Source organism: Pseudomonas sp. zjy_15 (assembly GCF_043101865.1).
Taxonomy (GTDB): Bacteria; Pseudomonadota; Gammaproteobacteria; order Pseudomonadales; family Pseudomonadaceae; genus Aquipseudomonas; species Aquipseudomonas putida_Y.
In genome coordinates this window covers 1-24,422 of record NZ_JBICII010000068.1, presented here as the reverse complement: position 1 = coordinate 24,422, position 24,422 = coordinate 1, and the positions used below count along the sequence as shown (strand labels likewise).

Sequence of the window (24,422 nt, the reverse complement as noted above, 5' to 3'; positions counted from 1 at the left end):
CAGGAAAATATAAATCTCTGATTTTCAAACAATAGATCTGAAAAGTTCTAAAAAAACAGGAAATTATCCTTTACAGGTATCCTGTTTCAGCACTATCTTCTGATCCAGGCCGCCACATCGGCCAGCGTCGCTCGGACGGTTCCGGGCGCTTACGTACTCAGAGGAAGCCATGGCCAACCCAGGTTCGCCGCGCCGCTTTGCGCGCATCGATCGTCTCCCCCCCTACGTCTTCAACATCACCGCCGAGCTCAAGATGGCTGCCCGCCGTCGTGGCGAGGACATCATCGACCTGAGCATGGGCAACCCCGATGGCGCCACCCCGCCGCACATCGTCGAGAAGCTGGTACAGGTCGCCCAGCGTGAAGACACCCACGGCTACTCCACCTCTCGCGGCATCCCGCGCCTGCGCCGGGCCATCTCCAACTGGTACAAGGACCGCTACGAGGTCGACATCGACCCGGAAAGCGAAGCCATCGTTACCATCGGCTCGAAAGAGGGCCTGGCCCACCTGATGCTGGCCACCCTCGACCAGGGCGACACAGTGCTGGTGCCTAACCCCAGCTACCCGATCCACATCTACGGCGCAGTGATCGCCGGTGCCCAGGTGCGTTCGGTGCCGCTGGTACCGGGTGTGGACTTCTTCAACGAGCTTGAGCGGGCCATCCGCGAGTCCATCCCCAAGCCTAAGATGATGATCCTCGGCTTCCCGTCCAACCCCACCGCCCAGTGCGTGGAACTGGACTTCTTCGAGCGAGTGGTGGCCCTGGCCAAGCAGTACGACGTGCTGGTGGTGCATGACCTGGCCTATGCCGACATCGTCTACGATGGCTGGAAAGCCCCGTCGATCATGCAGGTCCCGGGGGCCAAGGACATTGCGGTGGAGTTCTTTACCCTGTCCAAGAGCTACAACATGGCCGGCTGGCGCATCGGCTTCATGGTCGGCAACCCTGAGCTGGTCAGCGCCCTGGCGCGGATCAAGAGCTACCACGACTACGGCACCTTCACCCCGCTACAGGTCGCGGCCATTGCCGCGCTGGAAGGCGACCAGCAGTGCGTCCGCGACATTGCCGAGCAGTATCGCCAGCGCCGCAACCTGCTGGTCAAAGGGCTGCACGAACTGGGCTGGATGGTCGAGAACCCCAAGGCGTCGATGTACGTGTGGGCGAAGATCCCGCCGGAGTATGCGCATCTGGGTTCGCTGGAGTTCTCCAAGAAGCTGCTGGCCGAGGCCAAGGTTTGTGTGTCGCCGGGGATCGGTTTTGGTGACTATGGGGACGACCATGTGCGCTTTGCTCTGATCGAGAACCAGGACCGTATTCGCCAGGCCATCCGCGGAATCCGGCAAATGTTCCGGGCTGACGGTTTGGCTCGCAAGTAAGCCCATTGGGGCTGCGAAGCAGCCCCATCTGCCTCTTGGGTGAGCTTTCCGCCTGCCTTCTGGTTACCCGTACGCCTACCTTCAGCACTCATTTCTCACCAAAGAGATCCCCCATGAGTGTCTTCACCGCCTACTTCTGCGGCACTGGCTCGCACCGTTTCGACGATGCCAATCCCAACTTCTGGAATGGCGAGCTGGTCTCGACCCTGGCCAGCAACGACCAGAGCCGGGAATTTGCCCACTGGATCGCCGTCGACGGCCCAGGCAGCGGCAACCTTCAGGATGACAACCTGTTCGTCGAACCCGGCGGCTACTTCAACTGGACCGGCCAGCTGTTTGGTCGCGGTTGGGAGGAGAACGTCAGCCATGTACTGCAGGTCATCAAGGGCGAAAGCAACTGGCGGCGCACCAAACTCAGTGAGCAAGAATACGAGCGGCTGAAAGCTGCCGGCGTGCCGATTCCGGATGTTGCTTCCTCCGCCTCATGGTTCTGGCGAACCTACGACTACGGCGATCGCCACCCAACCCCGCAGGAACTGCAGGAGCGCATCATCAGCATGTTCCGCAAACCGCGCCTGCCAACCCAGGTCAACCTGGTGGGCTGGAGCAGGGGAGGGATCAGTTGCCACATGCTGGCCAATGCCATGGCGCAAGACCCGGTATTGCGGGGCATACCGGTGAACATATTTGCCATCGACCCGGTGCCTGGGGTCGGTAACGTGCAAGCCGAGCGCGTAACGTTGGCGGATAACGTCAAAGAATACGTAGGCTTCTACTCGAGGGATGAGCGCTCCAAAGGTTTTGCCTGCGTGATCCCTTCGGTCGCCAAAGGGACGCGGATATGCGTTTATCCGATACCGGGCCGTCATGCCACGCTGGTAGGCAACGCCTCGGCTGATGGCGCAGGCGATGGCAAGGTGCTGGCCGAACCCGGGCTGGTCGTTCGCCACTTTGCCGAGGTTTGCCTGACCCGCTGGGGCGTGCAACTGGAGAAACGCTTGGCCTTGAGCAGCAGCCAGTTGATGAACTATCACCAGGTCATGGCGGCTGCCGACAGGCAGTACCAAGCGATGCGTAGTGAGTCCTACACGGTGCTCACCGAGGGCGATGAAAGCGATCGTCTGGTGCATTGTGGCGACGTGCAGACGCAGTTCAGCAAGGTGCAGGGAGGTGGCTACGAGCCGAGCGCAGGCCTTGGTTTGCAACGCTGGGATGCTGAAACTTATCAGCCCATCTGCTAACTGCAAGGGGGCGACCAGCGAAGGCATTGGTCGTCCTTGTTCAGCGGCCGGATCAGCGGTGATTTTTTTTTCATTCCCCCTCTATCCAGCGGCCCCCGCTTGGATTAAAAATGGCGCCGCGGGCCAGCCCCGATAACAACAACCTTCCCTCCGTGACATCATGTCTGAATATAACCCTTGCCTTGACTGCGGCGCCTGCTGCGGGTACTTCCGTGTGTCCTTCTTCTGGGGCGAATGCCAGTCTGCCGGGGGCCTTGTGCCGGACGACCTGGTGGTGCAGATCAACCCCACCCGCGTTGCCATGATCGGCACCGATGCCAAGCCTTGCCGCTGTGTCAGCCTTCAGGGCGAGATCGGAAAGGAAGTGGCCTGTACCATTTACGCCAACCGTTCCAGTCCTTGCCGCGAGTTCGAGGCGTCCTGGGAGGGTGGGGTTCATAACCCGAGCTGCGATGATGCGCGGGCGGCGTATGGGCTGCCACCGTTGACTCCGCCGGGGGCGAACGAGCCGCATTGGCCGGATGATGGGGCTGAGGTGGCGTGAAGTATCGATCGGCCTGACGCGGTCAATGTGGGGCCTTGTGTCGCGAAAGGGCTGCACAGTAGCCCCGGGGTTTCAGCGTCGATGCAAATAATGCCGGGGCCGCTTTGCGGCCCTTTCGCGACACAAGGCCGCTCCTACAGGTATCGTGCAAGGCTACTGGTCTGTGGTGAACCTGCCGACGACGGGCTGCAAAGCAGCCCCGAGATGCCTGAACCCAGCACATGACGTTAAACTGTCATCTCCCCAGCAATGGACAGGAGATCCGGTGTGACCCCACCCCGCAGTTTCCCCAGTGACCTCTGCCTCGACAGCCCGCGCCTGCAATTGCGCCCCATGCGCCATGCCGATGCCGCGCAGTGGCTGGCGATCATGGCCGATCCCGAGGTCATGCGCTATTGGCACCATGCACCCTGGCAGGACCTGGCCGAGGCCGAAAGCGCCCTGGCCGCCGACCGCGAAGCCTATGCCAATGGCGATCAGCTCAAGCTCGGCATGTACCGCCGCGACAACGGCGAACTGATCGGCATGGTCCAGCTGTTCAACATCGACGATATTTCCCGCCGTGGCGAAATCGGCTACTGCCTGGCCAGCGCCATGCAGGGCAGGGGCTACATGGACGAAGCACTGACCTGCTTCATCGACTACCTCGCCCACACCCTGCACATGCGTCGCCTGGAAGGCGAAATCGATCCGCGCAACCAAGGCTCGGCACGCACCCTTGAGCGCCAGGGCTTCGTGCTGGAGGGCACGTTGCGAGCGCGCTGGTGCGTGGCAGGTGAGCTGTCCGACTCTGGCATCTACGGCTTGTTGCTCGAACCACCTGTTGCATAGGCTTACGGCGAATAGCTACTATTCGGGAACAATTCTCACTTGTGTCCCGGTGCCCCATGCCCGTAGCCGACTCACCGAGCCCGTACCCGCTTGAACAGCTTTACAGTGAGCACCATGGCTGGCTATTTAGCTGGCTACGTCGCAAGCTGCGCTGCTCGCACAGCGCAGCCGACCTCGCCCAGGACACCTTCGTGCGCATCCTGGCCTCGCGTGATGCCTTGCTGGGCATGCGCGAGCCACGCGCCTACCTCAGTACCACTGCACGCCGCCTGTTGATCGACCGGGTGCGTCGACAGCAAATCGAAGAGGCCTATCTCAGCGAACTTGCCTTGGCTGCCGAGGCGCTGGAGGGGCACCAGTCTCCCGAAAGCATCCTCATCACCCTCGAAGCGCTGGAGCAGATCGCTTTCCTGCTGGAAGGCCTGCACGTGAATGCCCGCGAGGCTTTCGTCGGTTACTACCTGGACGACCTGACCCAGCCGCAGATTGCCAAACGCCTGCAGATTTCCCCACGCATGGTGCGCAAGTACCTGGCCCAGGCCCTGATCCATTGCCACCGCACGCTGGACATTGCTGAACCGTGAACCCCTCGCGTATCGAACAGGAAGCTGCCGAATGGGCCCTGTGCCTGGGCGAGGGCGAGCTGGATGCCGACGAGGCGCGTGAGTTCGACGCCTGGCTGCAGGCCGACCCACGCCACGGCGCCACCTTGCGCCGCATGCAAGGGGTGATCAGCCAGGTGCAGGCACTGCGCGAGCAACGCGGCCCGGTGGGTGCCGGGCTGCGCGCCGGCGTACGGGTTTCGACTCCAGGCTCGGGCGCACGGCACACTTTGCTCGGTGTGGCCCTGGCAATCTCCTTGCTGGGCGCACTGAGCCTTTCCGGTGGTACGCCGCGCGACTGGCTGGCCGACTTGCATACCGCGCCGGCCGAGTGGCGCAGCCAAACCCTGGAAGATGGCTCGCAGCTGACCTTGGCGGGCAACTCTGCCGTGGATGTGGAGTTCAGCACTGGCCAGCGGCGCATCCGCCTGCTGCATGGACAGGTGCTGGTGGATGTCAGCCATGACCCGACGCGACCATTCGTGATACAGACCGACGAAGGCAGCTTCAAGGCCCTGGGTACGCGTTTCGTGGTCAGCCAAGGCCGTGCCCGCAGCGAACTGACCATGCTTGAGTCCCGGGTCGAGGCGCGCAGTGCCGTGTCCGGCGATCAGTTGGTCGTCGGCCAGGGCGAGCGGGCATGGGTGGCGCGTGACGGGCTTGGTCCGTTGCCGGCGATCGACCCGACGCGGGTCGATCGGGCTTGGCAGCATCACCAGTTGGTGGCCGACGGCGTACCGCTCGACCAGGTGCTCGATGCCCTGGCCGAGCAACGCCGTGGCGTGCTGCGCTTCGACCGCCAGGCAATGCGGGCGATCAAGGTGTCGGCGGTACTGCCTCTGGATGACAGCGAGCGGGCCCTGCGCCTGCTGGCCGAGGCACTGCCGATTCGTATCGGCGGCGTTGGCCGCTGGTGGACCACGGTCGAGCCCGTCTCACAAGAAAATTGACCCAGGTGGTTCCGCTTCTGCGCAGTGGCCCGTCAGACAAGAGGCCAACCGATCAAGAACAAGGAGCCGATCCACCATGCGCCGATTCCCTGGCCACCCCGTCCTCAGCCCGCTAGCCCTGGCCTTGCGCCTTTCCTGTGCCGGTTTGGCCCTATCCGTTGCGGCCCTGCCGGCCGTCGCCGAGGAGGCCGCCCGCCGTAGCTTCGAAGTGCCCGCCGGCAACCTGGCCCAGGCGCTTGGTAGCTATGCCCAGCAAGCCGCCGTGTCGCTGGCCTTCACACCCGAAGCACTGGCCGGCCTGCAAAGCAAAGGCCTGCATGGCCTGTATTCGGTGGACAGCGGTTTTGCCGTGCTGCTGGCCGGCAGTGGTTACCGGGTAGAGCGTAGCGATAACGGCTACCGGCTGGTGGCCGAGCCGCAAGCGGCGGTGAGCAGTGACGCGATGGAACTCGGCGTGACCACAGTAGCCGGGCAGGGCATGGGCCAGAGTACCGAGAACACCGGCTCCTACGCGCCGGGCCTGATCAGCGTTGGCTCCAAGACCCCGACCAGCCTGCGCCAGACGCCGCAATCGGTGTCGACCGTGACTCGCCAGCTGATTGAAGACCAGCAACTGACCGACATCAACCAGGCGATGCAAGTGACGCCGGGCATCGTCACCCAGAGCACCACCTTCCGCACCCAGGACTTCCTCTCGCGTGGTTTCAGCATCCAGAACCTGCAGATCGACGGCGCTGCACCGCAGGCGCTGGGCACTGCCATGGGTTCGTTCTATTCGTCGAACATCTTCGAACTGGCCGAGTTCGACCACATCGAGGTGCTGCGCGGTACTGCTGCGTTGTATGGTGGCTCGGGTGACCCGGGTGGCATCATCAACATGGTGCGCAAGCGGCCAACTTCTTTTAACCAGCTGAAGCTGACCCTGTCGGCCGGTAGCTGGGACAACTATCGCCAGGAGTTCGACCTGTCCGGCCCGCTGGGCTGGGATGGCCGCCTGCGCGGTCGCCTGGTGATGTCCAACACCGATCGCCAGTATTTCACCGACAACCGCGCCACCGAGCGGCCGTTGGTGTATGGCGTGCTGGAGGCGGACGTTACGGACGACACCATGCTCACCTTCGGTGCTCGCTACAACAAGTCCCACGAAACCGGCAGCAACAGCGCGGTGCCGCGCTACAGCAATGGTGCTGACCTGAACCTGCCACGGCATACCGGCCTGACCAAGAATTGGGCCTACCTCGACGCCACCGCACGCGAGTACTTCGCCAAGGTGGACCACCGATTCAACGACGACTGGAAGCTCAACCTCAGCTACACCAACACTTGGGACCTTGGGCTGTTCAAGACGGCGACCACCCTGAATGCAGTAGACCCGGTGACCAATACCGGGGCGACCTGGTACGGCACCTCGACCCGCCAGGAGAACGAGCAGCACCTGTATGACGGTAACGTCTCTGGCCACTTCCAGGCCTTTGGTCTGGACCATGAAGTGGTCTTCGGTGCCGACTACCAGAAGATCGACAGCCGGTGGCTGGGCACTGCGCCTTATGCCGCATCGGGCGCGCCGGCCAACGTGTTCGACCCCGACAGCTCGGCGTTCGACGACCCCGGCAACGGGCGTGACTACAAGCGCGACTACAGCCCCAACTCGCAACGCCAGTACGGCCTGTACGGCAGCCTGCGTTTGCAGCTGGCCGAACCCCTGCACCTGATTGTCGGGGCGCGTGCACAGCGATTCCACTTTTGGCAGACCTACACCAACAACCTGACCTCGCCAGCAAGTATCTCCAGTCCGGAGCAGCGTATAGGCACCAAGGTCACCCCGTTCGGTGGCCTGGTCTACGACCTTGACGATCAATGGTCGACATACGTCAGCTATTCGGAAATCTACAAACCGCAGTCCAGCCGAATCAGCGGCCCTGCGCAAAGCGGTTCGCCGCTTGAGCCCATGACCGGCAAAACCTACGAAACCGGCCTCAAGGGTGAGTTGTTCAACGGCGCACTCAACGCCAGCGTGGCGCTGTACTACAGCACCCGCGAAAACGAAGCGGTGCAAGACCCGAACTTCCTGGCCACCAGCGCCGGCTTCTCGGGCAGCTGCTGCTATGTGTCCAACGGTAAGGTGGTGAGCAAGGGCATCGACATGGAGCTGTCTGGCGAGCTGCTGCCGGACTGGATGCTGGTGGGGGGCTACACCTTCAACCTGAACCGCAACCGCAGCGCCGATGCACCGCTGAGCACGGTGATGCCAAAGCACCTGTTCAAGCTGTACAGCACCTACCGGCTGCCGGGTATCCTCAGCGACTTCAAGGTCGGCGGCGGCGTGCAGGTGCAAAGCGCCACGTACATGAGCGGTACAGTGAATCGCTACGACAGCAGCGGCGCGCTGGTTGAGCGAAACGTACCGTTCGACTTCGACCAGAGCGGCTATGCGATCTGGAACGCATTGGTCGAATACCGTGTCGATGATCACTGGAACGTCACGCTCAACGGCAACAACCTGTTCGACAAGAAGTACTACGAAACCGTGGGTACTTCGACCTATGGCAACTACTATGGTGAGCCACGCAACTTCATGGTGACCCTGCGCGGCACCTATTGAGGGTTTGGAAGCGGGGCAGGGCCTGGGTTAAGGTCGTAGGCTGTCCCGTTTCTCTCAGGAATCCCCTTTGCCCGTTTTCTACCTGAGTATCAGCCTGCTGCTGTATCTGCTCGCCCTGTTCTTCGATGGTGCGCTGATGGGCGGCGAGCGTCACATGCCGGCCCTGCAGATGCTGCTGTACGGGCCATGGGGTATGCCATTCGGCTTGTACCAATGGTTCGCCAACCCACTGCTGGCCCTGGCCATCCTTGCCCATCGGCGGTTTCGCCGGCTGGCCTTGCTGGCCGGGCTTGGCGCGGCGTATCTGGCTGCCAGCAGTTTTGGCATCGACCGCTTGCCGGATAATCGCAGCTACGAGTTTCATGACCTTACCGGCTTTGGTGCAGGCTTCTACCTGTGGCTGGCGGCGATGGTGGTGTTTTGCCTTGGGCAAGCCTGGTTTTGCTGGAGGGCGCGAAGGGCTGACGACGTGCCAGGCTGGAACTGGCTTGATGTCGCCTTGATTGCGGCCCTGGGGGTAACGTTGTATGCAGCGACGCAAATGCCATCGCTGCGCTTCGAGCCAGGCAAGGTGTTGATGCCCCCGGAGCAGCCGCAGACGCTTTGAAACCCACAAGGAGGGTTAGCATGATCAAGCATTACCTGGCCGGCCTGGCACTGGCCTGCGTGCTACCGGTAGCGATGGCGGACGATTACACGGCGGCCTATGGGCAGTGCATGGACAAGGCTTCCAGCACCGTGGCCATGAACGCGTGCATCGGGGCTGAAACGCAAGTGCAGGACCAGCGGTTGAACCGGGTGTACAAGCAATTGATGGGCAAGCTGGATGCCGGGCAGCAGAAGAGCCTGAGGGATGTGCAACGCAAGTGGCTGACTTACCGTGATGGCAATTGCCAGTTCCATGTACAGGCCAGTGGCGGGACCCTGGCGCAGTTGGAAGGTGGCACCTGCATGATGGACATGACCCGCGCCCGCGCGGCGGAGCTGGAGCGGGTGCTTAGCCCTGGGCAGTAGCGCCTGTTCGGGCATGATTGGCCCACATTTGCAGGCGCGGGTTTAGCCGCGAACACCGGCTTTGCCGGTGTCATGCACCGCGTTGCCGTCTTCGCGGGTAAACCCGCTCCTACAGGGGACTGCAAGGTGCTGGTTCTATTTGCGCGGTTGGCGCAGCGCCCGGGCCTTGAGGTACTCGCGTACTTCCACGGCATCCCCGGCAAACTCGATGCGCTCGGCCTTGGCTGCGCGCTGGTAGGCATACATCGGGTCGTAGTACTCGTTCAGCAAGCCTTCGATCCAGCCCCGGTGCAGGTCTACCGCGCCGCTGCGCCGCTGCTCTTGCAAGGCTTCGCGCAGCATCTCGGACAAGCGCTGATGGCGCTCTCCACCTAAACGCTTGTAGATATTGGCCATGCTCTGCAGCATGCGCTCGGCAAACAACCGGGGACCGTCTTCCTCGCCATGCACGGCCTTGAACTCGGCGCTCAGGTTGACCACGTAGTCGCGCAGGATGCGCTCCACGCGGTTGGTGAAGCTGTCTTCAAGCCACACCAGGGGGTAATGCTGCATGCCTTGGTACAACTCCAGTGGCACCGTGCAACTGCCGACAATGCGGCCTTCATCTTCCAGCACGAACTGCTCGATACCGCGGTCGCGCTTTTTCAGCACGTCGATTGCCAGCTGGTTTTCAAAGTCGATCTGCGCCGGTTGCGCAGTGGCGCGCTTGCCGAAACTGGAGCCGCGATGGTTGGCGTGGCCTTCAAGGTCGAGCACGTTGTCCAGTTGGTGCAGGACATCGGTCTTGCCGGTACCGGTCAGGCCACCGACCAGTACGAAATCACATTGCTCCACCGCTTGCTGGGTGGTCTCCAGCAGGAAGGTACGCATGGCCTTGTAGCCGCCTTTGACACGCGGGTACTGAATACCCGCCTCATCGCGCAGCCAGCCCTGCACGATCTGCGAACGCAGGCCGCCACGGAAACAGTACAGGTAACCCTCAGGGTGGGTTTTGGCAAACGCCGCCCAGGCCTCCAGACGGGCCTGTTTGGTGGCGCCACTGACCAACTGGTGGCCCAGGGCGATGGCGGCGGCCTGGCCCTGTTGCTTGTAGCAGGTGCCGACCTTCTGCCGCTCCTGGTCGTTCATCAGCGGCAGGTTTACCACGCCAGGGAAGGCGCCTTTAGCGAATTCGACGGGGGCGCGCATGTCCATCATCGGCACGTCGTCGAGGAACAGCTGACGGAAGTCGGTGCAGTCGGGGCGCATCAGATCACCTCGACCGCATGGCTCTGTCGCTCGACCAGCTTGCCGATCGGGGACAGTTTCAGGCCCAGTTCGGCAGCCACGGTGAGGAACTCGGCTTCACCCTCCGGGGCAACAGCTACCAGCAAGCCACCGCTGGTCTGCGGATCGCACAGCAGGTGCTTCTGGTCGTCGCTCAGGGCGCCGATCTTGTGCCCGTAGCTGTCGTAGTTGCGCAGGGTTCCACCGGGGATGCAGCCCTCGGCCAGGTAGTGGTCGACGCTAGGCAGGCGTGGCACGGCGGCGTAGTCCAGGTGCGCGGTGAGGCCGCTGCCTTCGGCCAGCTCGACCAGGTGGCCGAGCAGGCCGAAGCCGGTGACGTCGGTCATGGCCTTGACCCCGTTCAGCTTGCCGAAGCGGCTGCCGGGCGTGTTGAGGGTGCACATCCAGTCGCGGGCCAGGCCCTGGTCCTGCGCGCGCAGCTTGGCCTTTTTCTCGGCAGTGGTGAGGATGCCGATGCCCAGGGGCTTGGTCAGGTACAGCTGGCAGCCTGCGCTGGCGGTGTCGTTGCGTTTGAGATGACGTTTATTGACCACGCCGGTGACGGCCAGGCCAAAGATTGGCTCGGGCGCGTCGATCGAGTGGCCGCCGGCCAGCGGGATACCGGCTTCGGCGCATACCGCACGGCCGCCGCGGATGACTTCGCGGGCGACTTCCGGTGGCAGCACGTTGACCGGCCAGCCAAGGATGGCGATGGCCATCAACGGGTCGCCGCCCATGGCATAGATGTCGCTGATGGCGTTGGTGGCGGCAATGCGGCCGAAGTCGTAAGGATCATCGACGATCGGCATGAAGAAGTCGGTGGTCGAAACCACGCCGCGCTCGTCGTCCAGCGCGTACACTGCTGCATCGTCGCGTGAGGCATTGCCGACCCACAGTTTCGGGTCCAGGGCCTGGGTGCCGCTTTCGGCGAGGATCACGTCCAGCACCTTGGGGGATATCTTGCAACCACAGCCGGCGCCATGGCTGTACTGGGTCAGGCGAATCGGCTCGCTCATATGCACCTCTGCAGGTCAAATTGTTGCGCGATTGTAGCAAAGCTGGCCTTTGGGCCCTTGCCTCTTATAATTCCCGGTGCCGGCAAATGTGTCGGCACTTCCCCGCTATTGAACCGGAGAACACCCATGCTCAAACGCCCCTTGGCGCTCGCCGCCGGCCTCGTGCTGTCTTGCTGTGCTGTTGTCGTTCAGGCCGCCGAAATCCTGCGGGTCAGCGCCATCCCCGACGAAGCGCCGACCGAACTGCAGCGCAAGTTCAAGCCTTTGGGTGAGTACCTGGCCAAGCAACTGGGCATGGAGGTGAAGTTCGTACCCGTGGCCGACTACCCGGCGGTGGTCGAGTCGCTGGCCGCAGACCGCCTCGACCTGGCCTGGCTGGGGGGCTTCACGTTCGTTCAGGTGCACCTGAAGGACCCGACCGCCACGCCACTGGTACAGCGTGAGCAGGACGCACAGTTCACGTCCAAGTTCATCACCGCCAACCCCGACGTGAAAAGCCTGAGCGATCTGAAGGGCAAGTCGTTTGCCTTCGGTTCCATTTCGTCTACTTCGGGCAGCCTGATGCCGCGTTACTTCATGCTCAAGCAGGACAATATCAAGCCTGAAGATTACTTCAGTCGCGTGGCCTATTCCGGCGCCCACGATGCCACCGTGGCCTGGGTGCAGGCTGGCAAGGTCGAGGGTGGCGTGCTGAACGCCAGCGTGTGGCAGAAGCTGGTGGATGCCGGCAAGGTCGATACCACCAAGGTGAAGGTGTTCGCCACCACCCCGACCTACTTCGACTACAACTGGACCGTGCGCGGCAACATGGACCCGGCGTTGAAACAGAAAATCAAGAAAGCCTTCCTGGACCTTGACCCGACCAATCCGGAGCACAAGGCCATCCTTGACCTGCAGGCCGCCAGCCGTTTCATCGAGACCAAGCCTGAGAACTACAAGGGCACCGAACAAGCTGCACGCGAGGCCGGCCTGCTCAAGTGACAGCTTCGAATGTGGCAATCCATCTGCACGGTGCCAGCCTGCGCCATGGCCAGGTACGCGCGCTTGATGCGGTGAGCCTGCGTATCGCGCAGGGCGAGCGTGTGGCCATCATCGGGCCGTCGGGAGCGGGCAAGTCCAGCTTGCTGCACCTGATGGCCACGGCCGTTCAGCCCAGCAGTGGGCGCCTTGAGTTGCTTGGCGAGCAGCCTTGGGCACTGTCGGCAAGGGCACGCCAGCGCCTGCGCGCGAGGGTTGGCCTGGTGCATCAGTCGCCGCCTTTGCCACCGCGTCAGCGGGTGGTGACCGCAGTGCTGGCGGGTCGTCTGGGGCAGTGGGGTACGCTGCGCAGTTTGCTCAACCTGCTGTGTCCCAGCGATGTGCCGGGGGCGCGCGAGGCGTTGGCCGAACTGGGCCTGGCCGACAAGCTGTTCGTGCAGTGTGGGCAGTTGTCCGGTGGCCAGTTGCAGCGGGTGGGCATTGCTCGGGCGTTGTACCAGCGGCCGCAGGTGCTGCTGACCGACGAACCGGTATCGGCCATGGACCCGGTGTTGGCTGACCACAGCCTCGCCTTGCTCAATCGCCATGCCCAAGCCACTGGCGTGACGTTGGTGGCGAGCCTGCACGCTGTAGAGCTGGCGCTGGCGCATTTTCCGCGGGTGATTGGTATTCGGGAAGGGCAGGTTGTGTTCGACTGCCCGGCCGAAGTGGTCACCGAGCAACTGCTGGACGCGCTATATGCCAACGAACAACTGGCTCCGCCGCCCACCCAGGGGCCGGCCCTGACCGTGCAGATTCCGCGATGCTGAAGGCCGACGCCCGCGACCCGGCCCTGCTGCCGCGGTTGCTGCTGGCCCTGTTGGCGGTGGCAATACTGTGGCCGGCTATCCAGTCAAGCGAACTGAACCCTGGGGTGCTGCTGCAGGCGGACAACCGTCAGCAGATTGCCAGCTTCACCAGCGCCTTCTGGCCGCCGGCACATGATGCCGATTTTCTTGCTCTATTGTATGAGGCCACCTTGCAGACCCTGGCCGTGGCGACTGCCGGCATGGCGCTGGCGTTGTTGTTGGCGATCCCGGCTGGCTTGCTGGCCAGCCGTGCCTTGTCCTTGCGTGCTGCTTCACGCGGCGGGCGGGCCGGGTTGTGGTCGCGACTGTTGCGCCTGCCGGTGCGCGGGCTGCTGATTTTCCTGCGTAGCGTGCCGGAGATCGTCTGGGCGTTGCTGTTCGTGCGCGCCGTGGGGCTGGGGCCGACGGCGGGCGTACTGGCTATCGCCATCACCTACAGTGGCATGCTCGGCAAGGTTTACGCCGAAATCTTCGAGTCGGTCGACCAGCGCCCGGCGCATGCCTTGTTGCAGGCGGGCAGTGGCCGGCTGGCGGCGTTTTTCTACGGCATCCTGCCCAATGCCGCCAGCGAAGTGGTGTCGTACACCGTCTACCGCTGGGAGTGCGCGGTGCGGGCTTCGGTGGTGATGGGCTTCGTCGGTGCTGGCGGGCTTGGCCAGCAGATCGACCTGTCGATGCGCATGTTTGCGGGTGCGCAAGTTGCAAGCATGCTGTTGACGTTCCTGCTGCTGGTGATCCTGGCCGACCTGCTCAGCCGCCTGCTGCGCTGGAGGCTGGCATGAACCGGGTAATCAACCTGCTGCTGCTGGGCTCCCTCGCGGTAGCGGTGGCGGCCTCGTTCGCATACCTGGAACTGGACTTGCACGCACTGGTCGGCAATGGCGGGCTGGGGCAGATGGGCGAGTACGCCGGGCGCTTCTTGCAGCCGGATCTGTCTACCGGCCACCTCAAGGCAGTGTGGCGCGGGGCGCTGGAAACCCTGGCCATGTCTGGCATGGGCACCTTGTTGGCAATGGTATTGGGAATGTTGCTGGCACTGCCGGCGGCGGGCCGCTTCGGTTGGCCGTTGCAAGGGGCGGCGCGTCTGCTGCTGAATGCCTTGCGTGCCATTCCTGAACTGGTGTGGGCAGCGCTGACTGTGCTGGCGGCCGGGCTCGGGCCGAATGCCGGTACCCTGGCTTTGGCGTTGCACACCGCTGGCGTGCTGGGGCGGCTGTTTGCCGAGGCGCTTGAGAACGCCCCGCCCGAGCCGGCGGCGGCGATCCGTTTGCAGGGGGGCAGCCAGGTGGCGGCGTTCTGCTTTGGCACCCTGCCCAACCTGTGGCCGCAGTTACTGGCCTACAGCTTGTACCGCTGGGAGAACAACATCCGCATGGCCAGCGTGCTCGGGTTCGTCGGGGCGGGTGGGTTGGGGCAGATGCTGTACACCACCTTGAGCCTGTTCCAGGAGGCCCAGGCCAGCACGGTGATCATCGGTATGTTGGTGTTGGTGTTGTTCGTGGATCTGTTGAGTGATGTATTGCGTCAGCGTTATGTACGGGCCTGATGGGTAGGCGGGGTTGCAAGGCATCCCCAAAAATCTCTCAGACGCTTACGGCCTCGGCACACTGCGCCTCCCGCTGCATCGACTCCAGGTTGCGCTCGATCGTCTCGCAGATGGTATCCATCTGGATCTGATGCTCGCTGAACCTGAACGGGCTCTGCAAATCCGTGCCGATGCGCTCGATAGCCAGCAACATGAACCCTACCACCGTCGACGCCAGCGGCGTGAACCAGCCCAGCGACTCCACCAGCCCCACCGGCACGATCAGGCAGAACAGCGTGATGAACAGCCGTGGGAAATACACATAGGGGTAGGGCAGCGGCGTATTGGCAATCCGCTCCATGCCACCCTGGGCGTTAGACAGGTCTACCAGCGTCGACTCCAGTCGCGCCAGGCGAATGCTGTCCAGCCGCCCGGCCTGGTACTCCCGCGCGAGCAAGGCCGCAGAGCCACTGAGGATGTCATTGGCGAAATTGTTCGAGCGGTTGCGCCGTTCGAACTCCGCCGGGGGGATGAAGGCCATCAGTTCCTCCGGGCAGCTTTCGCCTTTCAAGTGCGCCGCCAGGCAGTTCACATAGGCGATATGCCGGCGCAGCAGGGTGGCCTTGACCGGGTTCAGGCCGTCATCCGGGTCATCGATCAGCGTCAGCGTCTGCCGGGCGAAGCTGCGCGAACTGTTCACCAGCGCCCCCCACAGGGTGCGAGCCTCCCACCAGCGGTTGTAGGCGCTGCTGTTGCGAAAACTCACCAGCACCACCAGGGCTGAGCCCAGCAAGGTCAGCGGGATCAGTGGCAGGGTGAACTTGCTGTTCAAGAACAGCATGAAATCGAGGGTGACCAGCACATCCCAGATCAGCAGCCAGAACAGCGACCAGCCGATATAGCCGATGGTCTTCACCACCAGGCGGTACTTGCGGGCGATGACGTCTTTCACGCGGGGGCACCTCGAAACGCGGGGGATGCAGGATGGGACGCCGAGGCTCGTCGAAGGTTCGAGGGTTGAATGTTGCAAGGGATTTTGTAGTTGAAACGAAGGGGAAAATCCGACCAGCCTATCAGATGTGCCTGAATTCCTGATTCAGCTCAAAAACGACAGAGTGGGCCGCTTCAATCCTTGAATGGGTGTATCCATAAGGACACGACTGGGTGACCACTTGATGTTTCTCGTTGAACAGAGGAAAGCTTTGCCGCTTGGCTATCGAGCTTGAGAGATTTGAGGGCCAGGCTGGCGATAGGTCGTAGGCTGGAGCGAGCAGCGGCGGGCAATCTTGGTGACTTCAAGTGGCTTGGAGGCGGTATTGGTGAGCTTCGCATCGACATAGCTGCCGGTTATCGCGTCTATTTCACGCAAAAGGGGCAGAGGTTGGTTTTACTGCTGGTCGGCGGCGACAAGTCCACCCAGGCCGCCGACATCCTCAAAGCCAGAAAGCTGCTGAAGGAGATGAAATGAGCGAAAAATTGATCCCGTTTGATATGGCAGCCTTGTTGAGCAGCGATGAGGCAATCAGTGAATACCTTAGCCAGGTGCTATCAGATGGCGATACCGAGGAAATCATTCGAGCACTTGGCCATATCGCTCGTGCACGGGGCATGACACATATTGCTACGGAGAGTGGGCTGGGTAGAGAAAGCCTGTACAAGGCGCTGAGCCCTGGCGCGAAGCCTCGTTTTGACACTGTATTGAGGGTCATTCGTGCTCTGGGGGTGGACCTTCTCGTTCAGCCGCATGTAATGACCCGCTGATCCAGCTCGGTTAAGCCAGTATTTGCTTCATCTGCACCAACGCTACCCGCGTGCCGTCCCACGCCTGCCGCTCCTCTATGCCGAACGGTGTGAAGCCCAGCTGTGGATAAAGCAGCAGGCCGGCGGTGTTGTGATTGAAGCATGACACCCAAACCTCCCGGGCGCTGTACTGCTGGCGGGCGAGGTCGATCATGGCCGTTACCAGATAACGCGCTACACCAAGGCCGCGGGCGCTGGGGGCCACCACTACGTTGCCCAGGGCACATAGGCCGCCATGTTCGGCTTTGTAGAAATTGGCGAAGGCCAGGACAGCGCCGTTACCTTCCACTACCGTGGAGCCGCTGCGTTGGGCTATGGCGTCGCTCAGCTGCTTGGGGGTGAGGGGGTAGGTGGCTTTGGGGAACATGTAGAACAGTTCGTCCGGGCTCTGCGGGAAGCTGCAGATAACGGGGATGTCTTCTGGCCGGATGGGGCGGTGGGTCAGGTGCATGGCAGGTCCTTCTCGCGTTGGCTGGCAGGGCCTCTCCGCGGGTACTGCACAAGGCTCAAATCCTGTGCAGGCCCTGTGGGAGCGGGTTTACCCGCGAAGAGGCCATCAGCCTCACATCATAGGCCGCTTTCCATCCAACACCGCGCCCCGATTCACGGCTTGGCGGCCACCGCCACGTAGCCTTTGACCGCAGCCGGCGCCCTCGGCTTGGCCTTGTGCGCCAACAGGTACTGATAGCGCCGCCATTCCTTGTCGATCTCGTTGAATGACATGAATACGCTGATGCGATCCTTACCGGCCAGGTCCGGGCGCTTGCCGGCGTCGATCTCGCTGGTGGGAATGATGGCAACGTTGATGCCTACCACCTTGCCGTCATCGGCAAACACAGGCCCACCCGACATGCCCTTGGTGATCGGGCCGTCATGTACTGAGTAGAAGACACTGCCAGGCGTACCTTCAAGCCGTACCAGCGACGACAGGGCATGGCCCTTGCCCTGCATCGGCATCATGAAACTGTTGAAGCCCACCGCCGTCACGGCTTCCCCAGGCACGTACTGGCGCCAGTGCGGCACGCTGCTGGCTTTGTGCTTGAAGAACACTACGTCACCGAGGCCCTCGTGGACCACGTTGCGCAGGAAGGGGGTGTGTTTGGCGGTTACAGCGTAATCCTCGTTCCACTGGATGGCGCTGGCCATCAGCAACATGGGCAGCGGGGCACCTGAGGTAACCACGAACGCCTGGCTGTAGACGGGATCTGAAACGTACGACGTTGGCACTCCATTGCACCCACTGAGCAGCATCATTGCCGCCATGCAGGGCGCGATTGTTTTCATGGGACACACATTGCGTGGAGAAAGGGGGGCGCCACTATGGCGAAGTGCCATTACTCTAACAATACTTTCGGAATATATCTGACGAATGACAGCTTAAGTGCTAGTGCAAGGCGCGGCCAATAGAATGCAGGTATGGGGGGAGGCGTGGGAGTCAGGGGGGCGGCGTCAATGACGGGCGTGAATCGCAGGCACAAAAAAACCGACCGTAAGGTCGGTTTTTTCCGGATTTGGTGCCCCGAGGGAGACTCGAACTCCCACTCCTTTCGAAAACGGATTTTGAATCCGCCGCGTCTACCAATTCCGCCATCAGGGCGTGGCGCGCAGTATAAAGAGGTGCCGCTGGTCGGTCAATCGGCTTTCATGGTCAATTTTCACACATTGGGCTAAACTTCCCGGCCCTGCCGAACCGAACATCATCATGCGCGTCGCCGATTTTTCCTTCGAACTCCCTGATTCCCTGATCGCCCGCCACCCGTTGGCCGAGCGCCATGGCAGCCGTCTGCTGGTGCTCGATGGGCCTACCGGCGCGCTGGCGCACCGGCAATTCCCCGACTTGCTCGACTATCTGCGCCCCGGCGACTTGATGGTGTTCAACAACACCCGGGTGATCCCGGCGCGGTTGTTTGGCCAGAAAGCCTCCGGCGGCAAGCTGGAGGTACTGGTCGAACGCGTGCTCGACAGCCACCGGGTGCTGGCCCATGTGCGCGCCAGCAAGGCGCCCAAGGTAGGCGCGGTCATCCTCATCGATGGCGGTGGCGAGGCCGAAATGGTCGCGCGTCATGACACGCTGTTCGAGCTTCGCTTCACCGAAGAGGTGCTGCCGTTGCTCGACCGTGTCGGCCATATGCCGTTGCCGCCCTATATCGACCGCCCGGACGAGGGCGCCGACCGTGAGCGCTACCAGACCGTGTACGCCCAGCGCGCCGGTGCGGTCGCCGCGCCTACTGCGGGCCTGCACTTTGACGAGGCGCTGCTGGAAAAGATCGCAGCCAAGGGTGTCGAACGCGCCTTCGTCACCCTGCATGTGGGCGCCGGCACCTTCCAGCCGGTGCGGGTCGACAAGATCGAAGACCACCACATGCATAAAGAGTGGCTCGAAGTGGGCCAGGACGTGGTCGATGCCATCGAGGCCTGCCGGGCCCGTGGTGGTCGGGTGATCGCGGTTGGCACCACCAGTGTGCGTTCGCTGGAAAGCGCCGCGCGTGATGGCGTGCTCAAGGCCTTCAGTGGCGACACCGACATCTTCATCTACCCGGGCCGCCCGTTCCATGTGGTCGATGCCCTGGTCACCAACTTCCATCTGCCGGAGTCCACGCTGCTGATGCTGGTCTCGGCTTTCGCCGGCTACCCCGAGACCATGGCTGCCTATGCAGCGGCGGTCGAGCACGGGTACCGCTTCTTCAGTTACGGTGATGCCATGTTCATCACCCGCAATCCGGCGCCACGCGGGCCCGAGGATCAAGCATGAGTCGCACCTGTCGAATGTCCTTCGAACTGCTGGCCACCGACGGCAAGGCCCGTCGTGGTCGCATCACCTTCCCACGTGGCACCGTGGAAACCCCGGCATTCATGCCAGTGGGTACCTATGGCACGGTCAAGGGCATGCTGCCACGCGATATCGAGGCCATCGGCGCCGAGATGATCCTTGGCAACACCTTCCACCTGTGGCTGCGTCCGGGCACCGAGGTGATCAAGAAGCACAACGGTCTGCACGATTTCATGCAGTGGAAAGGCCCGATCCTCACCGACTCCGGTGGTTTCCAGGTGTTCAGCCTGGGTGCCATGCGCAAGATCAAGGAAGAGGGCGTGACCTTCGCCTCGCCAGTCGATGGCTCGAAGGTGTTCATGGGCCCGGAAGAGTCGATGCAGGTGCAGCGTGACCTGGGCTCGGACGTGGTAATGATCTTCGACGAGTGCACCCCGTACCCGGCCGAGCACGATGTGGCACGCACTTCCATGGAGCTGTCGCTGCGCTGGGCCCAGCGCTCGAAGAACGCCCACGCCGACAACACCGCCGCGCTGTTCGGCATTGTCCAGGGTGGCATGTACCAGGACCTGCGCATGCGCTCGCTGGAAGGCCTGGAGAATATCGGTTTCGATGGCCTGGCCATCGGCGGCCTGTCGGTGGGCGAGCCCAAGCACGAAATGATCAAGGTGCTGGATTACCTGCCGGGCCAGATGCCTGCTGACAAACCTCGTTACCTTATGGGGGTAGGCAAACCGGAAGATCTCGTTGAGGGTGTGCGCCGCGGCGTCGACATGTTCGACTGCGTGATGCCGACGCGTAACGCGCGCAACGGTCATCTGTTCGTCGATACAGGGGTGATCAAGATCCGCAACGCGTTCCATCGTCACGATGAATCGCCGCTGGACCCGACCTGTGACTGCTATACCTGCACCAACTTCTCGCGCGCCTATCTCCATCATCTGGACAAATGCGGCGAAATGCTGAGCAGCATGCTGAATACCATCCACAACTTGCGCCATTATCAGCGCTTGATGGCCGGTTTACGCGAGGCTATTCAACAGGGTAAATTGGCCGCCTTTGTCGACGCCTTCTACGCCAAGCGCGGGCTTCCTGTACCGCCCTTGGACTGACTGTCCGCATCCATTATTAGAAAATTACATTAGGAGTGCCCAATGAGCTTCTTCATCCCCGCCGCATACGCGGACGCTGCAGCACCTGCCGCTGGCCCAGCCGGTACCGGCTTCGAGTGGATTTTCCTGGTCGGTTTCCTGGTCATCTTCTACCTGATGATCTGGCGCCCGCAGGCCAAACGCGCGAAAGAGCAGAAGAACCTGCTGAGCAACTTGCAGAAAGGTGATGAAGTTGTCACCAACGGCGGCATCGCCGGCAAGATCGTCAAGGTTTCCGATGATTTCGTGGTGCTGGAAGTATCCGACACTGTCGAACTGAAGTTCCAGAAGGGTGCCATTGCTGCGACCCTGCCAAAAGGTACGCTCAAGGCTATCTGAGTTACCGGTTTTATTTTCCAGTCGGGGCGCGCAACGCGCCCCGCGTCTTGAACGGGCGGCGTGATGCTGAACAAATATCCTCTGTGGAAATATGCACTGATCGTGCTGGTACTGGTGGTCGGTTTCATTTATTCCGCTCCCAACCTCTACCCGGATGACCCGGCGGTACAGATCAGCGGTGCCAGTTCGGCGCTGCAGGTGAATCAGGCCGACCTCGATCGCGTCAGCAAGGCGCTGGTCGATGCCAAGATCGCTGTAAAGGGCGCAAGCCTGGGTGAAAAGGGTAGCGGGCTGATCCGCCTGACCAATCAGGAAGACCAGCTGCCAGCCAAGGATGTAGTGCGCAAGGCACTGGGCGATGATTACGTCGTGGCCCTGAACCTGGCTCAGACTACCCCGCAATGGCTGCGCAACCTGGGCGCAAGCCCGATGAAACTGGGCCTGGACCTGTCCGGTGGTGTGCACTTCCTGCTGGAAGTGGACATGGACAAGGCCATGACTGCCCGCATGAAAGTCTACGAAGGCGAGGTCAAGACCTTGCTGCGCAAAGAGCGCATCCGCTACCGCAGCCTGCCTCAGCAGGATGGCGGCATCATGCTGGGCTTCGCTGACGATACTGCCCGCGAACAGGCACGTGCCCTGATCCGCAAGAATTTCAATGATTTCGACCTGACCACCACCGAGCGCAACGAGCTTGCGGTGCTGCGTCTGGCGCTGACCCAGGCGAAAGTCGCCGAGATCCGCGAATACTCGATCAAGCAGAACCTCACCACCGTGCGCAACCGCGTGAACGAACTGGGTGTGGCCGAGCCGCTGGTACAGCGCCAGGGCGCCAACCGTATCGTGGTCGAACTGCCAGGTGTGCAGGACACTGCCGAAGCCAAGCGTATCCTTGGTAAAACGGCCAACCTTGAGTTCCGCTTCGGTGCCGAGCCGGGCGCGTCCAAGGCCACCACCGAGGTGTTCGAGTTCCGTGAAGGCGGCCGCTCCGCTGCCGTCGAGCGTGGCCTGATCATCACCGGTGACCAGGTTACCGACGCCCAGGCCAGTTTTGACGAGCATGGTAGCCCGCAGGTGAACATCCGCCTGGATGGTCACGGTGGCGAGCTGATGAGTCGTGCTACCCGTAGCAACGTCGGCCGTAGCATGGCGGTGATCTTCATCGAGCAGAAGCCGGTGACCCGCTACGTCAAGCAGACTGTCGGTGGCGTCGAGAAGGACGTTGCCGTACAAAGTTTTGTGGAAGAGAAGAAAATCATCAGCCTGGCGACCATCCAGTCGCCACTGGGCAGCCAGTTCCGCATCACCGGCCTGAACGGTCAGGGCGAATCGTCGGAGCTGGCACTGCTGCTGCGTGCCGGTGGCCTGGCCGCCCCGATGTACTTCGCTGAAGAGCGTACCATTGGCCCAAGCCTGGGTGCCGACAACATCACCAAGGGTATCGACGCCTCGCTGTGGGGCATGTTGTTTGTCTCTCTGTTCATCATTGCCATCTACCGCGCCTTCGGCGTGCTGGCCACCATCGCCCTGGCGGGCAACATGGTGCTGCTGCTGGCGTTGATGTCGCTGCTGGGGGCGACCCTGACCCTGCCGGGCATCGCTGGCATCGTATTGACCATGGGTATGGCGGTGGACGCCAACGTGCTGATCTTCTCGCGTATTCGCGAAGAGATCGCTGCTGGCATGTCGGTGCAGCGCGCCATTCACGAAGGCTTCAATCGCGCCTACTCGGCAATCGTCGACGCCAACCTGACCACTCTGTTGGTCGGCGGCATCCTGTTCGCCATGGGTACCGGCCCGGTCAAAGGCTTTGCTGTCACCATGTCCCTCGGGATTTTCACCTCGATGTTCACTGCCATCATGGTGACCCGTGCATTGGTCAACCTGACCTGTGGCGGGCGTGACATCAAGAAGCTGTGGGTTTGAGGGAGCTGCGATGAAAACCATCAATTTCATGGGTGTGCGCAAAGTCGCGTTCGCCGTCACCGTGCTCCTCACCGTGCTGGCGCTGTTCAGTTGGTGGCAAAAGGGCCTGAACCTCGGGCTGGACTTCACCGGGGGCACGCTGATCGAGTTGACCTACGAACGCCCGGCCGACGTCAAGGCTGTGCGTGCCGAGCTGGTCAATTCCGGCTTCCACGAAGCCGTGGTTCAGAGCTTCGGCGCTACCACCGACCTGTTGGTACGCATGCCGGGCGACGACCCGATGCTGGGTAACAAGGTGGCCGAAGCCTTGCAAAAGGTTGGCGGCGACAACCCGGCCAAGGTCAAGCGTGTCGAGTTCGTCGGCCCGCAAGTGGGTGAAGAGCTGCGTGACCAGGGCGGCTTGGGCATGCTTCTGGCCCTGGGCGGCATCCTCATCTACCTGGCGTTCCGCTTCCAGTGGAAGTTCGCCGTGGGGGCGATCGTTTCGCTGATCCACGACGTGGTGGTAACGCTGGGTATCCTGTCGTTCTTCCAGATCACCTTTGACCTGACGGTGCTGGCGGCGGTACTGGCGATCATCGGTTACTCGCTGAACGACACCATTGTCGTGTTCGACCGGGTGCGCGAGAACTTCCGCGTGATGCGCAAGGCCTCGTTGATCGAGAACATCAACATTTCCACCACCCAGACCCTGCTGCGTACCGTCGCCACTTCGGTTTCGACCCTGTTGGCCATCGCCTCGTTGCTGTTCTTCGGGGGTGACAACCTGTTCGGGTTCTCACTGGCACTGTTCATTGGTGTCATGGCCGGTACTTACTCGTCGATCTATATCGCCAACGTGGTACTGATCTGGCTGAACCTGAGCAGCGAAGATCTCATTCCGCCGGTCAAGGCCGAGGGTGTGGACGATCGTCCGTAAGTTCTTCGCTGCGCCGCCTGGCGGTGAAAAGGCGCGAGTGTTGAACTCGCGCCTTTTTTTTTGCTCCAAGGCTGGGAGAAGCGCGGGTTCATGCCCGCTGGTACGATCAGGAGGTTCACGTGAATAAATCAATGCTGGTGGGTGCGGTGCTGGGTGCTGTCGGTGTAACTGCCGGAGGTGCTGTGGCGACCTACAGCTTGGTGAACAAAGGCCCTGAAGTCGCCCAGGTGACTGACGTGCAGCCGATCAAGCAGCAGGTGAAAACCCCGCGTGAAGTTTGCAAGGACGTGACTGTGACGCGGCAGGCGCCGGTCAAGGATCAACACCAGATTGCCGGTACCGTAGTCGGTGCGTTGGCAGGTGGTCTGTTGGGTAACCAGATTGGTGGCGGTACCGGCAAGAAGATTGCCACGGTGGCCGGTGCGGTCGGTGGTGGTTATGCGGGTAACAAGGTGCAGGAAGGCATGCAGGAGCGTGATACCTACACAACCACGCAAACCCGCTGCAACACGGTCAACGACATCAGCGAGAAGGTAGTGGGCTACAACGTGACCTATTCCATCGGTGATCAGGTAGGCAAGGTGAAGATGGATCGCGAACCGGGGTCGACCATTCCGTTGGACAAGAATGGCAAGTTGATCCTGAGCGAGGCTGGGCAGTAATTTGCGTTGTCTGTACGGGCCTCTTCGCGGGTAAACCCGCTCCTACAGGGGCATGCGATC

General features: G+C 62.0%; 26 protein-coding genes and 1 tRNA gene. 21 read left to right on the top strand and 6 right to left on the bottom strand.

Annotated features, from left to right (window positions below; all coding sequences use genetic code 11):
- Positions 1–169 precede the first annotated feature (169 nt).
- The 9 genes from alaC (at position 170) to ACF8EF_RS13205 (ending at position 9,162) form a co-directional block, all read left to right on the top strand.
- A complete protein-coding gene (gene alaC, locus ACF8EF_RS13245) occupies positions 170–1,378 on the top strand; it encodes an alanine transaminase (protein ID WP_021781745.1) in 1,209 nt (402 codons plus the stop codon).
- A gap of 113 nt (positions 1,379–1,491) precedes the next feature.
- Complete coding sequence (locus ACF8EF_RS13240; protein WP_176685512.1) at positions 1,492–2,619, top strand: hypothetical protein; 1,128 nt, start codon at positions 1,492–1,494, stop codon at positions 2,617–2,619.
- A 160-nt stretch (positions 2,620–2,779) separates the two neighbouring features.
- The gene (locus ACF8EF_RS13235; RefSeq protein WP_016393961.1) at positions 2,780–3,163 is read left to right on the top strand and encodes a YkgJ family cysteine cluster protein; all 384 of its coding nucleotides are present in this window, start codon (positions 2,780–2,782) and stop codon (positions 3,161–3,163) included.
- Between the two features lie 267 nt (positions 3,164–3,430).
- Positions 3,431–3,994, top strand: a complete 564-nt coding sequence (locus tag ACF8EF_RS13230) for a GNAT family N-acetyltransferase (protein WP_176685513.1) — start codon at positions 3,431–3,433, stop codon at positions 3,992–3,994.
- 56 nt (positions 3,995–4,050) lie between these two features.
- Positions 4,051–4,578 (top strand): sigma-70 family RNA polymerase sigma factor, encoded by a 528-nt coding sequence (locus ACF8EF_RS13225; protein WP_012051229.1) that lies wholly within the window; start codon positions 4,051–4,053, stop codon positions 4,576–4,578.
- Positions 4,575–5,546, top strand: coding sequence for a FecR family protein (locus ACF8EF_RS13220; RefSeq protein ID WP_392461264.1), 972 nt, complete (start codon positions 4,575–4,577; stop codon positions 5,544–5,546). Before ACF8EF_RS13225 ends, ACF8EF_RS13220 begins: the two co-directional genes overlap by 4 nt.
- Before the next feature lie 76 nt (positions 5,547–5,622).
- Positions 5,623–8,148 carry a TonB-dependent siderophore receptor gene (locus ACF8EF_RS13215; protein WP_392461263.1) on the top strand — a complete coding sequence of 842 codons (2,526 nt, stop codon included), beginning with the start codon at positions 5,623–5,625 and terminating at the stop codon, positions 8,146–8,148.
- Positions 8,149–8,215: 67 nt separating this feature from the next.
- Complete coding sequence (locus tag ACF8EF_RS13210) at positions 8,216–8,755, top strand: hypothetical protein (RefSeq protein WP_176685516.1); 540 nt, start codon at positions 8,216–8,218, stop codon at positions 8,753–8,755.
- A gap of 20 nt (positions 8,756–8,775) precedes the next feature.
- On the top strand, positions 8,776–9,162 hold the full coding sequence (locus ACF8EF_RS13205) for a lysozyme inhibitor LprI family protein (protein ID WP_392461262.1): 387 nt from the start codon (positions 8,776–8,778) through the stop codon (positions 9,160–9,162).
- Between the two features lie 135 nt (positions 9,163–9,297).
- On the opposite strand, the gene mnmH is transcribed toward ACF8EF_RS13205, so the two are convergent.
- Both mnmH and selD read right to left on the bottom strand, forming a co-directional pair.
- Positions 9,298–10,410, bottom strand: coding sequence for a tRNA 2-selenouridine(34) synthase MnmH (gene mnmH / locus ACF8EF_RS13200; RefSeq protein ID WP_176685518.1), 1,113 nt, complete (start codon positions 10,408–10,410; stop codon positions 9,298–9,300).
- Positions 10,410–11,444 (bottom strand): selenide, water dikinase SelD, encoded by a 1,035-nt coding sequence (selD, locus tag ACF8EF_RS13195; RefSeq protein ID WP_392461261.1) that lies wholly within the window; start codon positions 11,442–11,444, stop codon positions 10,410–10,412. Before selD ends, mnmH begins: the two co-directional genes overlap by 1 nt.
- A 126-nt stretch (positions 11,445–11,570) precedes the next feature.
- Here selD and ACF8EF_RS13190 point away from each other — a divergent pair, with 126 nt between their 5' ends.
- The 4 genes from ACF8EF_RS13190 to phnE are packed head-to-tail and all read left to right on the top strand — an operon-like array spanning position 11,571 to position 14,816.
- The gene (locus ACF8EF_RS13190) at positions 11,571–12,425 is read left to right on the top strand and encodes a putative selenate ABC transporter substrate-binding protein (protein WP_176685520.1); all 855 of its coding nucleotides are present in this window, start codon (positions 11,571–11,573) and stop codon (positions 12,423–12,425) included.
- Positions 12,422–13,231: an ATP-binding cassette domain-containing protein gene (locus tag ACF8EF_RS13185; protein WP_176685521.1), complete on the top strand. Its 810-nt coding sequence runs from the start codon at positions 12,422–12,424 to the stop codon at positions 13,229–13,231. The genes ACF8EF_RS13190 and ACF8EF_RS13185 overlap by 4 nt, the downstream gene beginning before the upstream one ends.
- Positions 13,225–14,052, top strand: coding sequence for an ABC transporter permease (locus ACF8EF_RS13180; RefSeq protein WP_176685522.1), 828 nt, complete (start codon positions 13,225–13,227; stop codon positions 14,050–14,052). Before ACF8EF_RS13185 ends, ACF8EF_RS13180 begins: the two co-directional genes overlap by 7 nt.
- Positions 14,049–14,816, top strand: a complete 768-nt coding sequence (gene phnE / locus ACF8EF_RS13175; RefSeq protein ID WP_176685523.1) for a phosphonate ABC transporter, permease protein PhnE — start codon at positions 14,049–14,051, stop codon at positions 14,814–14,816. Before ACF8EF_RS13180 ends, phnE begins: the two co-directional genes overlap by 4 nt.
- A gap of 37 nt (positions 14,817–14,853) precedes the next feature.
- Here phnE and ACF8EF_RS13170 read toward each other — a convergent pair whose 3' ends face one another.
- Positions 14,854–15,747: a bestrophin family ion channel gene (locus ACF8EF_RS13170; protein ID WP_176685524.1), complete on the bottom strand. Its 894-nt coding sequence runs from the start codon at positions 15,745–15,747 to the stop codon at positions 14,854–14,856.
- 279 nt (positions 15,748–16,026) lie between these two features.
- Between ACF8EF_RS13170 and ACF8EF_RS13165 the strand changes: the two genes are divergently transcribed.
- Entirely contained in the window at positions 16,027–16,263 is a 237-nt protein-coding gene (locus tag ACF8EF_RS13165; RefSeq protein ID WP_339535445.1) for a type II toxin-antitoxin system RelE/ParE family toxin, read from the top strand.
- On the top strand, positions 16,260–16,556 hold the full coding sequence (locus ACF8EF_RS13160) for an addiction module antidote protein (RefSeq protein ID WP_176685525.1): 297 nt from the start codon (positions 16,260–16,262) through the stop codon (positions 16,554–16,556). Before ACF8EF_RS13165 ends, ACF8EF_RS13160 begins: the two co-directional genes overlap by 4 nt.
- 10 nt (positions 16,557–16,566) lie before the next feature.
- On the opposite strand, the gene ACF8EF_RS13155 is transcribed toward ACF8EF_RS13160, so the two are convergent.
- The 3 genes from ACF8EF_RS13155 to ACF8EF_RS13145 all read right to left on the bottom strand — a co-directional run bounded on the left by ACF8EF_RS13155 (position 16,567) and on the right by ACF8EF_RS13145 (position 18,192).
- Positions 16,567–17,046, bottom strand: a complete 480-nt coding sequence (locus tag ACF8EF_RS13155) for a GNAT family N-acetyltransferase (protein WP_392461260.1) — start codon at positions 17,044–17,046, stop codon at positions 16,567–16,569.
- A gap of 152 nt (positions 17,047–17,198) precedes the next feature.
- Positions 17,199–17,846, bottom strand: a complete 648-nt coding sequence (locus ACF8EF_RS13150) for a trypsin-like peptidase domain-containing protein (RefSeq protein ID WP_176685539.1) — start codon at positions 17,844–17,846, stop codon at positions 17,199–17,201.
- A 261-nt stretch (positions 17,847–18,107) separates the two neighbouring features.
- Positions 18,108–18,192 (bottom strand) — tRNA-Leu (locus ACF8EF_RS13145).
- 105 nt (positions 18,193–18,297) lie between these two features.
- On the opposite strand from ACF8EF_RS13145, the gene queA reads away from it, so the two are divergent.
- From queA to ACF8EF_RS13115, 6 genes are all read left to right on the top strand, one after another.
- Positions 18,298–19,347 carry a tRNA preQ1(34) S-adenosylmethionine ribosyltransferase-isomerase QueA gene (gene queA / locus ACF8EF_RS13140; protein ID WP_021781763.1) on the top strand — a complete coding sequence of 350 codons (1,050 nt, stop codon included), beginning with the start codon at positions 18,298–18,300 and terminating at the stop codon, positions 19,345–19,347.
- Positions 19,348–19,361: 14 nt separating this feature from the next.
- Positions 19,362–20,477: a tRNA guanosine(34) transglycosylase Tgt gene (gene tgt, locus ACF8EF_RS13135; protein WP_014589748.1), complete on the top strand. Its 1,116-nt coding sequence runs from the start codon at positions 19,362–19,364 to the stop codon at positions 20,475–20,477.
- 42 nt (positions 20,478–20,519) lie between these two features.
- Entirely contained in the window at positions 20,520–20,855 is a 336-nt protein-coding gene (yajC, locus tag ACF8EF_RS13130) for a preprotein translocase subunit YajC (protein WP_003248556.1), read from the top strand.
- 63 nt (positions 20,856–20,918) lie between these two features.
- Positions 20,919–22,781 carry a protein translocase subunit SecD gene (gene secD / locus ACF8EF_RS13125; RefSeq protein ID WP_209967932.1) on the top strand — a complete coding sequence of 621 codons (1,863 nt, stop codon included), beginning with the start codon at positions 20,919–20,921 and terminating at the stop codon, positions 22,779–22,781.
- A gap of 10 nt (positions 22,782–22,791) precedes the next feature.
- Positions 22,792–23,700: a protein translocase subunit SecF gene (secF, locus tag ACF8EF_RS13120; protein WP_176685528.1), complete on the top strand. Its 909-nt coding sequence runs from the start codon at positions 22,792–22,794 to the stop codon at positions 23,698–23,700.
- 119 nt (positions 23,701–23,819) lie between these two features.
- Positions 23,820–24,362, top strand: coding sequence for a glycine zipper 2TM domain-containing protein (locus tag ACF8EF_RS13115; protein ID WP_010952063.1), 543 nt, complete (start codon positions 23,820–23,822; stop codon positions 24,360–24,362).
- Positions 24,363–24,422 lie beyond the last annotated feature (60 nt).

Bases quoted from the DNA above. Each gene is read 5' to 3' on its own strand.
- alaC (WP_021781745.1), top strand. From the start codon at position 170: ATGGCCAACCCAGGTTCGCCGCGCCGCTTTGCGCGCATCGATCGTCTC.
- ACF8EF_RS13240 (WP_176685512.1), top strand. From the start codon at position 1,492: ATGAGTGTCTTCACCGCCTACTTCTGCGGCACTGGCTCGCACCGTTTC.
- ACF8EF_RS13235 (WP_016393961.1), top strand. From the start codon at position 2,780: ATGTCTGAATATAACCCTTGCCTTGACTGCGGCGCCTGCTGCGGGTAC.
- ACF8EF_RS13225 (WP_012051229.1), top strand. From the start codon at position 4,051: ATGCCCGTAGCCGACTCACCGAGCCCGTACCCGCTTGAACAGCTTTAC.
- ACF8EF_RS13215 (WP_392461263.1), top strand. From the start codon at position 5,623: ATGCGCCGATTCCCTGGCCACCCCGTCCTCAGCCCGCTAGCCCTGGCC.
- ACF8EF_RS13205 (WP_392461262.1), top strand. From the start codon at position 8,776: ATGATCAAGCATTACCTGGCCGGCCTGGCACTGGCCTGCGTGCTACCG.
- mnmH (WP_176685518.1), bottom strand. From the start codon at position 10,410: ATGCGCCCCGACTGCACCGACTTCCGTCAGCTGTTCCTCGACGACGTG.
- selD (WP_392461261.1), bottom strand. From the start codon at position 11,444: ATGAGCGAGCCGATTCGCCTGACCCAGTACAGCCATGGCGCCGGCTGT.
- ACF8EF_RS13190 (WP_176685520.1), top strand. From the start codon at position 11,571: ATGCTCAAACGCCCCTTGGCGCTCGCCGCCGGCCTCGTGCTGTCTTGC.
- ACF8EF_RS13180 (WP_176685522.1), top strand. From the start codon at position 13,225: ATGCTGAAGGCCGACGCCCGCGACCCGGCCCTGCTGCCGCGGTTGCTG.
- phnE (WP_176685523.1), top strand. From the start codon at position 14,049: ATGAACCGGGTAATCAACCTGCTGCTGCTGGGCTCCCTCGCGGTAGCG.
- ACF8EF_RS13160 (WP_176685525.1), top strand. From the start codon at position 16,260: ATGAGCGAAAAATTGATCCCGTTTGATATGGCAGCCTTGTTGAGCAGC.
- ACF8EF_RS13155 (WP_392461260.1), bottom strand. From the start codon at position 17,046: ATGCACCTGACCCACCGCCCCATCCGGCCAGAAGACATCCCCGTTATC.
- ACF8EF_RS13150 (WP_176685539.1), bottom strand. From the start codon at position 17,846: ATGCTGCTCAGTGGGTGCAATGGAGTGCCAACGTCGTACGTTTCAGAT.
- queA (WP_021781763.1), top strand. From the start codon at position 18,298: ATGCGCGTCGCCGATTTTTCCTTCGAACTCCCTGATTCCCTGATCGCC.
- tgt (WP_014589748.1), top strand. From the start codon at position 19,362: ATGTCCTTCGAACTGCTGGCCACCGACGGCAAGGCCCGTCGTGGTCGC.
- yajC (WP_003248556.1), top strand. From the start codon at position 20,520: ATGAGCTTCTTCATCCCCGCCGCATACGCGGACGCTGCAGCACCTGCC.
- secD (WP_209967932.1), top strand. From the start codon at position 20,919: ATGCTGAACAAATATCCTCTGTGGAAATATGCACTGATCGTGCTGGTA.
- secF (WP_176685528.1), top strand. From the start codon at position 22,792: ATGAAAACCATCAATTTCATGGGTGTGCGCAAAGTCGCGTTCGCCGTC.